The organism is Pseudomonas sp. B21-015, assembly GCF_024749285.1.
Lineage (GTDB): Bacteria > Pseudomonadota > Gammaproteobacteria > Pseudomonadales > Pseudomonadaceae > Aquipseudomonas.
Map to the genome: position 1 here is coordinate 815,018 of NZ_CP087196.1, position 13,762 is coordinate 828,779.

Annotated in this window: 14 protein-coding genes and 3 pseudogenes; 6 read left to right on the forward strand and 11 right to left on the reverse strand. The window is 55.7% G+C overall.

Translation table 11 applies throughout. The features are described 5' to 3' along the window. Positions 1-22: 22 nt before the first annotated feature. From LOY38_RS03745 to LOY38_RS30235, 6 genes and pseudogenes are all read right to left on the reverse strand, one after another. A complete protein-coding gene (locus LOY38_RS03745; protein WP_258698879.1) occupies positions 23-646 on the reverse strand; it encodes a 2OG-Fe(II) oxygenase in 624 nt (207 codons plus the stop codon). A gap of 3 nt (positions 647-649) precedes the next feature. Further along, entirely contained in the window at positions 650-1,888 is a 1,239-nt protein-coding gene (locus LOY38_RS03750; RefSeq protein ID WP_258698880.1) for a hypothetical protein, read from the reverse strand. Then, the gene (locus LOY38_RS03755; RefSeq protein WP_258698881.1) at positions 1,888-2,877 is read right to left on the reverse strand and encodes a hypothetical protein; all 990 of its coding nucleotides are present in this window, start codon (positions 2,875-2,877) and stop codon (positions 1,888-1,890) included. The genes LOY38_RS03750 and LOY38_RS03755 overlap by 1 nt, the downstream gene beginning before the upstream one ends. Positions 2,878-3,091: 214 nt before the next feature. Next, positions 3,092-3,832 (reverse strand): SDR family NAD(P)-dependent oxidoreductase, encoded by a 741-nt coding sequence (locus LOY38_RS03760; RefSeq protein ID WP_258698882.1) that lies wholly within the window; start codon positions 3,830-3,832, stop codon positions 3,092-3,094. 315 nt (positions 3,833-4,147) lie between these two features. Then, positions 4,148-4,447, reverse strand: a pseudogene (locus LOY38_RS03765) (integrase core domain-containing protein); the annotation flags it as partial. 93 nt (positions 4,448-4,540) lie between these two features. Further along, on the reverse strand, positions 4,541-4,807 hold the full coding sequence (locus LOY38_RS30235) for a TIGR02391 family protein (RefSeq protein WP_408980560.1): 267 nt from the start codon (positions 4,805-4,807) through the stop codon (positions 4,541-4,543). A gap of 167 nt (positions 4,808-4,974) precedes the next feature. On the opposite strand from LOY38_RS30235, the gene LOY38_RS03770 reads away from it, so the two are divergent. From LOY38_RS03770 to LOY38_RS03790, 5 genes are all read left to right on the forward strand, one after another. Further along, positions 4,975-5,157 (forward strand): hypothetical protein, encoded by a 183-nt coding sequence (locus LOY38_RS03770; protein WP_258698883.1) that lies wholly within the window; start codon positions 4,975-4,977, stop codon positions 5,155-5,157. An 81-nt stretch (positions 5,158-5,238) separates the two neighbouring features. Next, positions 5,239-6,240: a hypothetical protein gene (locus LOY38_RS03775; RefSeq protein WP_258698884.1), complete on the forward strand. Its 1,002-nt coding sequence runs from the start codon at positions 5,239-5,241 to the stop codon at positions 6,238-6,240. Continuing rightward, a complete protein-coding gene (locus tag LOY38_RS03780) occupies positions 6,237-7,253 on the forward strand; it encodes an iron-containing redox enzyme family protein (protein ID WP_258698885.1) in 1,017 nt (338 codons plus the stop codon). The genes LOY38_RS03775 and LOY38_RS03780 overlap by 4 nt, the downstream gene beginning before the upstream one ends. Continuing rightward, entirely contained in the window at positions 7,250-8,581 is a 1,332-nt protein-coding gene (locus LOY38_RS03785) for an aminotransferase class III-fold pyridoxal phosphate-dependent enzyme (protein WP_258698886.1), read from the forward strand. The genes LOY38_RS03780 and LOY38_RS03785 overlap by 4 nt, the downstream gene beginning before the upstream one ends. A 121-nt stretch (positions 8,582-8,702) precedes the next feature. After that, complete coding sequence (locus LOY38_RS03790; protein ID WP_258698887.1) at positions 8,703-10,187, forward strand: aldehyde dehydrogenase family protein; 1,485 nt, start codon at positions 8,703-8,705, stop codon at positions 10,185-10,187. Between the two features lie 151 nt (positions 10,188-10,338). Here the strand turns inward: LOY38_RS03790 and LOY38_RS03795 are convergent, their stop codons facing one another. From LOY38_RS03795 to LOY38_RS03815, 5 genes and pseudogenes are all read right to left on the reverse strand, one after another. Next, entirely contained in the window at positions 10,339-10,941 is a 603-nt protein-coding gene (locus LOY38_RS03795; RefSeq protein ID WP_258698888.1) for a peroxiredoxin, read from the reverse strand. A gap of 103 nt (positions 10,942-11,044) precedes the next feature. Continuing rightward, positions 11,045-11,170 (reverse strand): annotated as a pseudogene (locus LOY38_RS03800) (transposase); the annotation flags it as partial. A 90-nt stretch (positions 11,171-11,260) separates the two neighbouring features. Continuing rightward, positions 11,261-11,521, reverse strand: a complete 261-nt coding sequence (locus LOY38_RS03805; RefSeq protein WP_258698889.1) for a hypothetical protein — start codon at positions 11,519-11,521, stop codon at positions 11,261-11,263. After that, positions 11,518-11,976 (reverse strand): hypothetical protein, encoded by a 459-nt coding sequence (locus tag LOY38_RS03810; RefSeq protein WP_258698890.1) that lies wholly within the window; start codon positions 11,974-11,976, stop codon positions 11,518-11,520. The genes LOY38_RS03805 and LOY38_RS03810 overlap by 4 nt, the downstream gene beginning before the upstream one ends. Positions 11,977-12,091: 115 nt before the next feature. Then, a pseudogene (locus LOY38_RS03815) lies at positions 12,092-12,469 on the reverse strand (tyrosine-type recombinase/integrase); the annotation flags it as partial. Positions 12,470-12,531: 62 nt separating this feature from the next. Between LOY38_RS03815 and LOY38_RS03820 the strand changes: the two are divergent. After that, a protein-coding gene (locus tag LOY38_RS03820; RefSeq protein WP_258698891.1) for an IS3 family transposase occupies positions 12,532-13,712 on the forward strand; the annotation gives its coding sequence in 2 pieces (ribosomal slippage) (positions 12,532-12,796 and positions 12,796-13,712; 1,182 coding nt in all). The last annotated feature ends 50 nt before the right edge of the window (positions 13,713-13,762 follow it).

Sequence of the window (13,762 nt, forward strand, 5' to 3'; positions counted from 1 at the left end):
GGGGGGCGGACGCACACTCCGATCAGATCTGTTTATTGTTGAGGTTGGGTTTGTCCAACGGGCTGGTGCTCAGGAAAAACACCAAGGAGGAGCGTGTGCCGCTCTCTACCTTGCGTACGCCGTGGGGAATCTCGCAGCGGTTGATCAGCACGTCGGCGTAGTCTGTTTTAAATTGCGATTCGCGGCCTTCATGCTCGATGAAAAACTCGCCGCCTTCGTATTGCTTGCCGAACTGGATCACCACGGAGTAGCGATATTCCAGGTTGCTGTAGGTATCGATGTGCTTGCCGATGAAGTTGCCGGCTTCCAGCAGATTGGACTGGCAGCGACGGATAAAACACTCGGCTTCCATGATGCCGTTGAAGAACTCACGGCTTTTTCCCGAAGAGAGGATCTCCACCACACGTTTGCCGTAAGGATCATTGCGATACACGGGTAACTGGCCTTTTTGATCCTCCATGAAGCGTCCCACCGCGAGAAAGTTTTCTTCGCCTACATCGCCGATTTCGATGATGGTTTTGGGGATGACCTGGCACGCCGCTTCCATGTACTCCAGCTCTTCTTGAGAAAACAGCTGTGAGGCCTTGAGGGAGGCGTAGGCGTTGTTCTGCAGTTCGTGGTTAGCAGCTTGGATCGTCTCTTGCATTGCTCAGACTCCTTGAGAGGTGGACGTTGGGTACAGGCTGTTTGGGTTATTGAGAGAAGCAGGTTTCCGAGGGGTAAACGGCTCGACCACCCCTCGGCACAAATGGTCGCGAATCAGGTACAGGCCCGCCATGAACCCCCAGACTTCGAGGAACGGGCCATAAGGAGAAGGCTGTTGCTCGACGCTGGCGCGATAATTGGCGATATGCCGGTAATGGACGTTGGGGCGGCGGTGGTGCGCGTCGTGGTTGGGCAAGTCTTGCGGGTACACATACAAGCGCACCGGCAGATCGTAGAGCGCACACTTCAGCACCCAGGCGGCATGGGCGATGACCCCGCCTTCTGGCGGTGTGCGGCCCTGGAAACGACCCCAGGTCAGCCGGCCATAGTGGCTTTTCTCGCTGCTCCCGGCGTCCCGGTGGTAGAACCACAGGTGCTCGGTAAACAATTGCAGCCACATGGAGTGCTCAAACAGCACGGCGCGCGGGATCACGTACATCAAGCCAAAGGCTTGCAACCCGCCTGTCGCCCACAGCAGCGTGAGCAATACGCCCCAGAAACCCCAGCGAAACAGTGCTTCACGACGTTCAAGACGAACAAAGCTGTCGAGCAACGTCCCGCGCCATTGGCGCATCAGGTAAACGGGGCGAAAGGGCGTGCAGCAGACCCTCCACCAGTAGACCGGTTCAGGCATCCCCGGGTAGAAACCTTGCTCACGGATGAAACGCTGGTCGGGGTCCGTGTCAGAGCACAACACGTGGATATTGTGGTGTTCGCGTACATGGCTCTGGTTATAGGTGTCCCAGTCCTGGTACAGCAGCGGCGTGGTCAGAAACAGCCTGGCATAGCGCTGTGCGCGGGCCTTGTCCTTGAGCACTGCGCCATGGGTCAAGTAGTGGAAGGTGGCTTGCATGCTACGCAACCGGTTAACCATCAGGACCCAGCCCACCAGCACCAGCAACACCGCCATACCCGTGGAGAAGGCACCCTCCAGAACGGCCTGGCCGAGCAGCACCAGGGCGATCATCACCAACCAGGTGAACAGCAAATGAGCCACCAGAAAGCGCTCACCGCTCTCATTCATTGCGCTCTTTAACGCCTCGGGTGTGAGTGGCTGACCCTTGCCGGTCAGCCAGGTCCAGAAACCCTGGAAGGGCAGATGGGCATAGCTGGCACGGACATCGCCCTGTGGCCCGTACTGACAGTAGTGAGTGCATTGACCTGCACTTTCACGGGCGCTCATCAGTAAACCCTGGTCAGATAAAGGACAGGAATGGTGCTGTACAGCCAATAGAAGGGTTGCATGCGATTGTGATCCGCACCGATAACAATCGGGTTGGTCCACTGCTGGGCAAACACCTTGCCGATGGCCGCATACTCCGCACCCTGGGCATACAGGATCTGCATCAGCTCTTCGTTGCTGCGCTGCTGGTGCCAGGCCTGATAGAGCGGCAGTCGTGCACTGAAGATGGAGGCATAGTCGAGATCATCCTCGACGATGCAGCCGTTATCCTGATGTGCCAGGCGCTGTTGGGCTTCTGCCGTCAGTGCATGCCAGCAGTCCTCGCCACCGGCGGCTTCGGCGATCATGATCGACTCGGCGCCAGGACCGAGAACGTCGAGGATCTTCTGCTGGCTGATACGCAGTTTGTGAGCGAAGCCTTCGCGTGTTTCCTTGAGGCGGTTCAGGGTACTGGCGTCAAACCCTTCAAAATCCCCGGCCGCCACGGCGATCCGTGCATCGATGCCGTGCTTTTGCAGCACTGCTTGCAGGTCAGGCAGGGTCTTGACCACACGTCCGGCCACCAGCCCGATGCCTTCGCCCAAGTGCTCGAAGGTATAGCGCAGGCGGCCATTCTTGTTTTCGTAGCCATAATCAGGGCACACCGGGGAGACCAGGGTAATGGTTTCACCGGCCAGTCCCTTGGCCAGAGCCTGGGCAAAACGCGCGACGAAGTGGGGCGCTGATTGGGCAAATGACAAACGCTCAAAGGCCTGCTCAAGATCCACCACCAACTCGTCCGGCAGTTCTCGCATGGCGGGGTATCGCACTTTCAAGGCCGGGGTCGTGGCGGTGTTGTCGTTGATGGCGCACAGCAACAAGTTCAATAACGAAGGTCGGCTTTGGTTGATGTATGGCTTGTCCAGAATCAAGGTTTTCTTGCCCTGAGTGGAGCGAACCTGCCATTGAAAACCGGGGAATTTAGACTGAATGAAACGATAAAACGGCATGTAACGAGGAAGCCCCGTCTGGCCATCGTCCGAGTGTTGGAACTGGGCATAAACAGCTGACAACTTTGACACTTCACTTTCAATGCAAAGTGCCTGTACCAAGTCAGCCGGAGGCTGCTGGGAAAGTGAAATAGGTGACAGCACGCGCTTGCTGATCAACTTATGGGTGAGTTTGTTTCTGACATAGTAGTGGGCGAGAGATTGGCTCATGGGATCACCGGTATGAAAGTTCCTGATCAGCAGGCATTAGTTCAATAAGATTAATATTGACGTGGGTGGGCTGATGCAGGGCCCAGAGGATCGAGTTGGCAACATCCATCGGCTCAAGCGGCGTCAGGGTGCTGTACACCCGGTCGGCTCTGGCTTGATCGCCAGCAAATTGAACCAAGGCGAATTCTGAGCGGGTTTTACCAGGTGCGATGTTGGTCAGCCGGACCCGAGCGCCCACCAGTTCGGTGCGCAGGCATTGTCCGAAGTGGTCGACAAAGGCCTTGGATGCCGCATAGACATGGCCGCCGGCGTAGTGATAATGAGCGCCAATCGAGGTCAGGTTGATAATGTGCCCGCGTCCACTTTCTATCAGCTTGGGTAATACCGCCCGAGTGACATTGATCAAACCGTGAACATTGGTCTCCAGCATGGTGGATATTTGAGCATCCGAGACTTCCAGTAACGTCCCTTGTCCCTGAAGTAAGCCGGCGCTATTGATGAGTTTGCTGATGGCGGCAAATGCATCGGGGAGTTGTTTCAGTTGTGTGTTGAGTGCGTCGATGTCACGCACATCACAGCTGAGGGGATAAAAACGTTCACCCAGTTCGTCGGCCAGTGCATTGAGGCGCTCGGTTCTGCGCCCGATCCCAACTACCTTGTTTCCCTGTTCTATCAACTTTCTGGCGCAGGCCAGACCAATGCCTGATGTCACTCCGGTGACAACCACTGTTTCATCAGTGTTCAATTGAAGCTCCTTTTTTATTGCATTTTTATCGGTACTTGGCGAACTGAGGCGTGGGTGCCTGATGACGAACTGCAGATTAGGGAGCTTGGCGAGGGAAGTACCGGTACGGCGACGGGCATGGGCAACGAACTGTATCGTTGCGCGACCATGACAGTTGGAGGGCCGTTTGTTTCGATAGCGCGCGGGTGTGCGTGCGCGCACAGATCGATGCCTGTGAGAAAGGCCTCACCAGGGGAAAAGGTCAGGAGAGTGGTGGGGGGAGGATTATTCCGGGCATTAAAAATGCCGGCTTGTGGGCGGCGTTATTTGTAGTGGTCAACTAATTCCGGACACCTCGATAGGAGGTTTAGACGCCATTGCCCGTTCGTAAACGGTCGGTGGCAGATATCCCAGTTTCGAGTGCAGCCGCTCGTTGTTGTAAAACCCAACGATGTATTCAGTGATGTCACGTATCGCTTCGGCGTGGTTGGCGTAATCGCGCCGCCATACCCGCTCCATTTTCAAACTCAGGAAGAAGCGCTCCATCACTGAGTTGTCCCAGCAATTACCTTTACGGCTCATGCTTTGCTGCATTTCATTTCTTGCCAACAGCGCTCTGTAGCTTGCGCTCGCGTGATTTCAAGCGTAGGTGGTGCGCCGATTAGGCTACCTAATATTGACGCGATTAATTCATGGTCGCTGTCTGCGGTGGGCGCCATGGTCAGTTGTTCAGCCACGCTGTTTTCTGGGTGGATTGCGCACTGCGCCGAACATTCCAATCAGCAGATTCGCGAGGCCTCTTTGCTCCTCTTTTCTGACTCGGCGGTGAAGGGGGCCCAAGGCCAGTGTGGGCTGCTGGCCCCCAAAATGCCTTGTTTCACCTGGTCGCTTAAGCCCGATAACTGGCGGATCCGCTCCGCGACACCCTTTATGGCCTTTAAGACGGCATGGAAGTAGAACACATGAAAGGCCTTGCAGGCCTGCTACCGAGGCCACTCAGTCAGTTCGCTGGCCGAGTGGCTTTTTTATTTTCAGAGGCAGGAGGTCCACCATGCTCAAAAATGGCGTCTGCTAGTCTGCTAACGTGTCCTACACTTCTTCAGGATCAGGCTTTGCCGTCCGGCTATCAACGCCTTGGTCAAAACATAATGAAAGGAGTCATCATGAAAGACAACGAGCATCGCCCACTGGAAGCAAAAGAAGTGGTGATTCAGGTCCCCAAAGGAACCGCCGATAATGTTCGAATTGTAGAAACAGACTCTACACTAGGTAGCGAAATCACAGTACGAGTAAGCAAGAAGCGTGTTGCAAGCAAGATGGCGGTGGTAGGAGTGATCGTTAAGTAGTCAGCTAAAAAGCAGCGGCGAGTAGGTCATTTGCTCGTCGTTGCTCCAATTCACTCGCGCAATGGATTTGCCGGAGAATTTATGCCAACAACCGAACTACCTTTGCTCCGTGCCGATGCACAACTGAGAATTGTCGATCAGGCACTTGAGATTGAAATAGAAGATACGGTGTTTACCCTTTCTGGCGCCCCGCCAACCCGTCTGCGACAGGCAATCGCTTCGCTTAATGGACTTACCGACATCGAAACCGCAGGCAAACAAAGTGGATTGGCGATCGACTCCCTGCACGCAATTGTGACGCAAATGACTAATCTGGGTGCACTGCACAAAATGGCTGCACCCGTTGACACCACACTCAGCCCGCAGGCATTTGCTAGCTTATGCCGCCGCTTATATTCCCATTGGAAACTGCGCCTATTTTCCCATCCATTGTGGATCGGTTTGACCGATGGCAGCCTGCCCCGTCCAGTATTTATTGGTTGGGTAATTGAATCCTGGTTCTTTATTGAAAACGTCATGGACAGACTGCCCATGGCGATTGCACACACTGAAAGCCGCGCAATTCGTTCCATTTTCGCCCAACATTTTTCCGAAGAATGGGATCACTTCAAGTTTTTCGAGCTCTCGCTGGATGCACTGGACGTTGGGCCTGAGTTGCGGGCGCAACTTCAACCCTTGCCATCTACCCGTGCCATTCAGAACTTAATGCGTGCGGCGGCACGTCGTGATTGTTTGCGTTATGTCACCTGCTCAGGCTTTCTGGAGTCCACCGGACGCGACCGTGACACTGCACGCATGTTCTTTGACCTAGTCGGCCAGTTCTACGACAACGACCATCGTCAGGCAGTAAAACCGATGGCCGATCACGTCTCGCTAGACGAAGACTACGGTCATGGCGATTTCGTTGAAAAGGTGGTCACGCAAACCGGGGCAATTCCGCTAGAGCGTGCGCTGGCCGCTCTGCGCGACGCCTATGCGCTAGTAGAAACGCTAGAGATGTGGTCAGACGATATCCTCAAGTTTTATCAAACTGCTAATGCCTTCCCGCTGAGGGCATTACGAACTTACAGGGGAATGCAGTGAGTACACTTGCCAATCGCCGCTACCTTTTGTCGCCAATTTGCCGAATACAGTCTTCTGAGCGCAGCGTAATAGTCACCTGCAATGAAGAAGAGATTCTGATTGATACCAGCTTCCAGCCGCAAATCTCAGAATTGCTCACGGCATTGCGTACATCAAACTGCCCCGCAGATTTTCTGGTCAAGCAGGGCATTACACAAATTAATATGCTGGATCCGGCGCTGCAGGCCCTATTGGAGTCGGACTTACTTCTGGATGTTGACCGCGCATGTGAGGCAACCTGTCGCCACGAGCTGAATGACGCTTTGCAGGCAGAAGCCCGCTTCTGGGCCAAGCCTATCTTCGAGCAGCCGTTCTGGGAGCAATTGCTGTCCGGACAGTGTTCGCCATCGCAAATTTTGGGTTGGGGGGTCGAGTTCTATCATTTTGTCGATGCGGCCAACGACTACATGCCTCTGGGGGTGTCACATACCCGAGAGCTGCGACAGTTGCGTGGCCCGATTGCCAGCCATTACATCGAAGAGATGAACCACGGCAAAATCTTTTTGGAGGGTTTAGCACGCTGCGGCCTTCAGCACGAATCGGTATTGGTTGCCCCACCCTTGCCCCATACCCGTGCGCTCATCAACCAGCTGATCGAATACGCTTACGAGGGGGAACTGGCGTACACCTCTAGCTTTGCAATCATGCAGTCGGGACTCACCCAGCCGTCCATAGCCGTGCTTGACGAGTTCTACGGGCGACTCAAAGCTTATTATCCTTATGCGGCAGGCTTATTTGACGCCTTTCACCGCCATGCCAGCCTAGACGTAGAGCTGGGTCATGAAAAAACTGTATTCATGCGCTTATGCTTGGAAGGGCCACTGCTGGCACCGGTGCAAATCCGTAGGGCGAGTACGGTCATGCGCAGCCTGGCCGAATCGTTCATGTTGTTCTTCGATGGTATTAACAAGTATTACGGCACCACCGAAGGTTTTACACCGCGCCGCGCCTTGCAATTGGAGGGCTTGGTATGAGCCATGCCAGCAAGGCGGAGCAGGCATTACTGGCACGCTACTGCAATACCCTGCATAGCGGATGCGTCTGGTCCAGCGGCGACAACCCACTGGCAGGCGGCAGCGGCCACGATAGTTGGCGCATGGAGCCGTTTCCTGTCGTGTTCGAACGCGGGCGAGGTGTTTACAAGTGGGACACCAGCGGTAAACGTTACCTCGACCTGTGGATGGGGCACGGTGCCTTGATGTTTGGCAACGCACACCCAGCAGTGGTAGCCGCAGTCGCCAAGCAGATAGCACAAGGGCAGCATCTGGGGGGGGTACACCACTTACACTTTGCCTGGGCCGAACGTATCCGACACTATTTTCCGTCCTGCGAACAACTGCGCTTTACTGCCTCCGGCTCAGAGGCCGCCCAACTGGCGCTGAGAATCGCTAGAGTCAGCACTGGTCGGGGGCGGATTGTACGGGTTGACGGCCACTTCCACGGCTGGTTCGATGACTGCCTAGCACATATGCTGCCAGCAGCCAGCGCCGGGTTTAATCCCGGCGTGGAAGACCACGTTGGTATTGTGCCTCCCATGGACATCTCTGCTGTAGAAAAAGAGTTGGCAGAATACGACGTCGCGGCATTGATCCTGGAGCCAGGAGGAGGCAGCTCAGGCACGCTAGCTTGGACTGCCGAGTATTTGGCTACGCTACGCCAATTGTGCGATCGCTACGGCACACTGTTGATCTTTGATGAGGTTATCAGTGGTTTTCGCTATCACTTGGGTGGAGTTCAGGCAATGAGCAATGTCTACCCAGACCTGACCTTGCTGGCAAAAATATCCGCAGGCGGTATGCCAGGCGCGCTGGTTGGGGGTTCTACCGAGCTAATGTCTGTGTTTGCCAACCACCATATCACCCATAGCGGCACGTTCAATGGCTGTCCTATAACGGCAGCGGCAGCACTGGCAACGCTAGAACTGATCGGGGAGGGCGAACCAATAACGCTGGCAAACCGCACTGCTGGCGTTTTGGCAGACGCCATCAACGCCGCAGCAGAGTCTGTCGGCGTGGACGTCATGGCCTATGCGCAAAGCTCGATTTTCCACCTGGTGATAGGCGCACGCGCACAGGGAGTGGCTGTAGCGCCAGGGGTAGAAGCAGTGCGCCTTGCTGCACAGCACGCACCACTGCACAGGCTATTGCGTATGGCGCTAATGCTGGAAGGCGTGGACTGCCATGCCAGCCACGGTTGGTTGTCGGCGTTGCACGAGCAGTCGCACATAGACGAGGCCGCCAGCGCATTCTGTCGCGCCTTCGAGCAGTTGCGCTACATACCAGTGTTCGAGCCGTCTTTCTGACACGACGCAAAGTCATAGCATTGCTTGGTGTGCCGTAGCGAGCGCACGCCCGGCAGTCTCACTCTTCTAGCCGGGGGCCTAAGACCCGCCCGCTAGTGTCACACCTGAGAGAGGGCTACCCATGAGTGAACGTATACTTGCCGAACTCGTCAACGGCACCTTATCCCGCCCACAACGGCAATGGCTGCATGCCACTCACAACCCGGCAGGCGGGGCGGTACTAGGGTTGCTACCGGTTGCCGACGCTAACCGTGTCGCCGAAGCAGTTGCCGCTGCCCGTACCGCCTTCGACGATGGTCGATGGAGCAGGCTACCTGCAATTAACCGGGCCGATTTGCTGCTTGATCTGGCAGATCAACTGGAAGCAAATCTTGACGCTCTGGCTCGTGCCGAAACAGCCGATACGGGCATGTTACTCAGTATGACTTCGCAAGGACATTTGCCACGCGCTATCGCGCATTGCCGTTACTTTGCTGCAGAATGCCAACGCCAAGGCGGTGAGTGCTTTGCAATGGACAATGCCTACTGGCAAATCGTGCAGCGCGAGCCGTTGGGGGTCGTTGCCATTTTGGCTCCTTGGAGCGCGCCGCTGGCAGTGGCCACCATTAACTTGGCGGCAGCGCTGGCTGTCGGCAATACTGTGGTACTAAAAAGCTCAGAGCGTGCACCACTGACCTTGTCGCTGATGGCCGAGTTGATTGCCGCACTTGATTTTCCGCCCGGCGTGGTCAATATCATCCACGGCCCCGCCGACCCAACCGGAAAAGCATTGGTGCGCAATCCGCAACTTGACGGACTGTGTTTCGTCGGTGGCACTGATACTGCGAGAGACATCGCCGCCCAACCCGTCAGCGCATTTCGGCGCACCTTGTACGAGCTGGGAGGCAAGTCCCCAACCATCGTGCTGGCCGATGCCGACATTGATGCGGCAGTTGACGGTGCCATGTTGGCTGCTTTTGCCAGCAATGGCGAGGTATGCACTGCAGGCTCCCGCCTGTTGCTGCAGGAAGACATACAGGCCGCCTTTCTTGAGCGCTTTTTGGCACGCGTACGCAATTTACAGGTTGGTGACCCTTGTCACCCGCTCAGCGAGCTCGGCCCGATGATAGACGTGGCTCATTTGGAATCTATCGAACGTCATATTGCCCTCTCGCAGCAAGAAGGAGGCACGTTGCTATGCGGCGGCCAACGTATTCCTGAACTGGACGGCCCGTATCTTAGCCCTGCGGTACTTAGTAACATCGCCCCAGAGATGAGTCTGTTCCAACAGGAAGTCTTCGGCCCAGTCGTGGCAGTTACCTCGTTCAGCTCACCAGAGCAAGCCGTAGTGATGGCCAACGCAAGCGACTATGGTTTGGCAGCAACTGTATGGTGCGCCGATGCGGCTAACGGTCTGCGCTTAGCGCGCCAGTTGCGCTGCGGTGTCGTGGCGGTTAACAGTCCAGTAATACGCGATATGCGGGTACCCTTTGGCGGTCGCGGTGCCAGTGGCCTTGGCCGCGTTGGCGGGCGCTGGAGCCTAGAACAATACAGCGAACTGAAAACTGTCAGCGTGCCATTGGAAGGTTACATCCTGCCGCGTCTGGGCTTGAGGGGGAAGGAATGAGCATACAACTCAGAATGGATATCCGCCTCTCACCCGCTAAACTCCCAGCCTTGCCCCGAAGAAATCGCCTTGGTGCAATACGCTGTGGGCACAAGGCGTGCCCAGCAGCAACGACCGTTTACTACGCACAAGCACAAGCACAAGCACAAGCTCAAGGTGTAGTGCCAAGCTCCTCGCCTACTGACCGCACTAGATCCTGAGCCAAGACCAGCATCTCGGCAGCGTTACGATCCGGTGGAAACACCGGATAACACAGCCTCACGATGTGGCCATCATGCACCAGCCAGCTCATGCGTTTGAGTAGCGTCTGCCCGGCGACCTCCAGCGTCGGCATGGACAAGGCGCACGTGAGCTGCAGCTGTTCGTCGCTAAGAATGGGGAATGGTAGCATTAGGCGGGCTACAAGCTCCTGTTGATATGCGCTGCTCTGGGTAGAAAGGCCATAAATGCGGTAGCCCAACACAGAAAACGCCTCAGCCAAGGCCTTGTATCCCATGGTCTGTGGTGTGCAGCCGCGCGCACCAGCAATTTCATTCCAATTGTCTACCAGTGCCGGACGCCCCGGCTGGCCTGTACGTGGATAGATAAATATCACACTGCCGCCAGGCAATGTAGACAAGTCCACCTGACTACCATCGGTAGCAGGTAAGACAAGCTGCGGCAATGCACACCCGAGCAAGTGGTCTGCGCCCCCATCGTCCTCTGGCACCGGCAAGTTATCAGGTAGGGCATTGAGATTATTTATTGTCGTCATGCGATCTCCCTCCGTTGTTTCTAACATTATGAACAGAAGATTCAGGTTGTCATTACAGCTTGTCAAAGTGGTGAAGCTTGGTCTTTGTAGACATCGTAAAGCTTGCGGCTTCCTGAATGATGCCCATGGCATACAGCTGAGCAAAACCGGCGTAGCCGTCAGCCTGCAAGATCCCGCTGAAGTTCTTGAGATGAGCGCGGGGATGTTGCCCTTTGCGATTCGGCGAGTATCAGCCGGTGATATTCGAGAAGAGCGGGGCGTTTGAGTTAGGCGAAGGCAGAAAAAAGCCCGCTATCGCTGAACAGGATAGCGGGCTGGTTCAACGCTTTTGCGGTGGAGTCCTTACGATTGCCAGTTCGTTTTCGACTACGGTATCGACGCCATCGCCACGGCCGAAGACGTAGGTATCGTTACCCTGTTGTCCGTCCAGATAGTCGTTCCCCGCACCGCCCACCATCCGGTCGTTACCGGCGCCGCCGCTGAGGGTGTCATTGCCCGCGCCACCGCTGCCGCGATTGCCGATCAACACGTTGTCCTGGCCGTTGCCCTGGGCATCGATGTCCTCATTCCACAGCTTCAACGGTTCCAGTGTGTAATCGCGTAACCGCTGGCCTCGTTGTACACCGCGCCGGTGATGGTCACCACATGGTTGACCGCACCGTTGCCGACGTAGGCCGGATCATTCCACAGCTGCCCGGCATTCACCGCCAGGATGACGCCGCGACCACTGCGCACCAGGTTGGCCACGCCTTGCTCGTTGTAGCCGGCGAGCAAGGCGTTACGGATGCCGAAACTGTCGAGCAGCGCCTGCTGCTGAACGAAGTTCGAACCGCCGCGCTCATAGGCCGGGCGGGTGGGATCGGTGACCGCCCCCTTATTGTCTATCGTCACCTCGATCACGTTTTTTTCGCTGGTCGGCCGGTCGGCCTGTGTCAGAAGGTTGGCAATCGCGGTCAGGGCGCAGGTGCCCTGGAAATCCGCCACTGCATTGCCTTGGGAGTAGTCCAGTTCGTTGGCCTTCGGGTAGCCGTACACCAGAATCGCCTGGTCATCGACCAGACCTTTTTCGGCTTTGCCGAAATCCAGCAGGATCAGGTTTTCGGCGTTATCGGCCAGGGTGTAGATGCCTTCTGCCTTGCCTTCTGCTGATTTACGAGTTAGAGGGGTACATCACAAATTTTGCCCAATCCGTCATGAGTAAGCGCCTTTTATCAAGAAAGTCCGAACGAGAATACGCTCCCTCGGTCTGATCACGTTCGTCATGCGCCAGCGCCATTTCACAGACCTCACGCGGATAGTGAGTACATTCCCCCGCCCAGTCACGAAATGAAGAGCGAAAACCGTGCCGAGTGATGTGTTCGTATTTCATGCCGTGTAGGAGCGTTCGCACGGCGTTTGCGTGCATAACCCCTGTCTTACCCTGGCCAGGGAATAGAAAGGCGCTTCCTTCCTCTCGCGGAATACTCTTCACCAGCTTTACGACTTCCTCAGCAAGAGGAATTACGAAAGCTACTCGCATCTTCATTTGCAGTGGTCTAATTTCCCCGGACACCTCGATAGGTGGAGAATGCATCTATCGAGGATTTTTTCATGACTGGCAAACGCAGAACATTCGACGACAGCTTCAAACTGCAAGTGGTAAAGATGATCAAGGACCAGGGACTGGCCGTTCCGCAGGTCTGCCGCGACCTGAATATTGGTGAGACCGCCGTCCGGCGCTGGGTGCAGCAGTACGAGGCTGAACAGCTGGGAGATGTCGGAATCGGCAAACCGTTGACTGCCGAGCAACAACGTATCCGGCAGTTGGAGCAGGAAAATCGCCAGCTCAAGATGGATAACGATGTATTAAAAAAGGCTACCGCCTTCTTTGCCCGCGAGCTGAAGTAACGTATCGCTTGGTTCGGCAGCTGCAACAGAAGGCTTATTCGGTGACGCATGTCTGTCGGCTGCTGGGCATCAGTCGATCCGGGTTCTACGAAGCCAACAAACGTGCTGAAGTGCCAACATCAATTTGTCCCATGGCTCTGCAACTCAAGGCATCGTTTGCCGCAAGTGGCGGCTGTTATGGCAGTCGTCCGTTGCGTAAAGTGTTGCACGCCAAGGGCATGGAAATAGGCCTTTATAAAATTCGTCGCTTGATGCGTGCCAACGGTCTGCGTTCGGCTTGGAAGCGTAAGTTTGTGCATACGACAGATAGCAACCACGACCTGCCGATTGCTGAAAATGTATTGAATCGCCAATTTGAGCCTGACGCAGTAAACAAAGCTTGGGTGGCAGACATTACCTACATCCGGACCCGAAGCGGCTGGTTATACCTGGCCGTGGTGCTGGACTTGTTCTCACGCAAGATAGTCGGCTGGTCCATGGCCCCGAACATGCCGGCTGAGCTGGTGTGTAGTGCAATGCAGCTGGCGATTGCTCAGCGTCAACCACCACCGGGTCTGGTCGCCCACTCGGATCGTGGCAGCCAATACGCGAGCGCAAGCTACAGAGCGCTGTTGGCAAGAAATGAAATGCAGCAAAGCATGAGCCGTAAAGGTAATTGCTGGGACAACTCAGTGATGGAGCGCTTCTTCCTGAGTTTGAAAATGGAGCGGGTATGGCGGCGCGATTGCGCCAACCACGCCGAAGCGATACGTGACATCACTGAATACATCGTTGGGTTTTACAACAACGAGCGGCTGCACTCGAAACTGGGATATCTGCCACCGACCGTTTACGAACGGGCAATGGCGTCTAAACCTCCTATCGAGGTGTCCGGAATTAGTTGACCACTACAAACATAACCGTTTGCCTATCCCTTATCGTAAGGGGGAAACGG

Bases quoted from the DNA above. Each gene is read 5' to 3' on its own strand.
- LOY38_RS03745 (WP_258698879.1), bottom strand. From the start codon at position 646: ATGCAAGAGACGATCCAAGCTGCTAACCACGAACTGCAGAACAACGCC.
- LOY38_RS03750 (WP_258698880.1), bottom strand. From the start codon at position 1,888: ATGAGCGCCCGTGAAAGTGCAGGTCAATGCACTCACTACTGTCAGTAC.
- LOY38_RS03755 (WP_258698881.1), bottom strand. From the start codon at position 2,877: ATGCCGTTTTATCGTTTCATTCAGTCTAAATTCCCCGGTTTTCAATGG.
- LOY38_RS03770 (WP_258698883.1), top strand. From the start codon at position 4,975: ATGAAAGACAACGAGCATCGCCCACTGGAAGCAAAAGAAGTGGTGATT.
- LOY38_RS03775 (WP_258698884.1), top strand. From the start codon at position 5,239: ATGCCAACAACCGAACTACCTTTGCTCCGTGCCGATGCACAACTGAGA.
- LOY38_RS03785 (WP_258698886.1), top strand. From the start codon at position 7,250: ATGAGCCATGCCAGCAAGGCGGAGCAGGCATTACTGGCACGCTACTGC.
- LOY38_RS03790 (WP_258698887.1), top strand. From the start codon at position 8,703: ATGAGTGAACGTATACTTGCCGAACTCGTCAACGGCACCTTATCCCGC.
- LOY38_RS03795 (WP_258698888.1), bottom strand. From the start codon at position 10,941: ATGACGACAATAAATAATCTCAATGCCCTACCTGATAACTTGCCGGTG.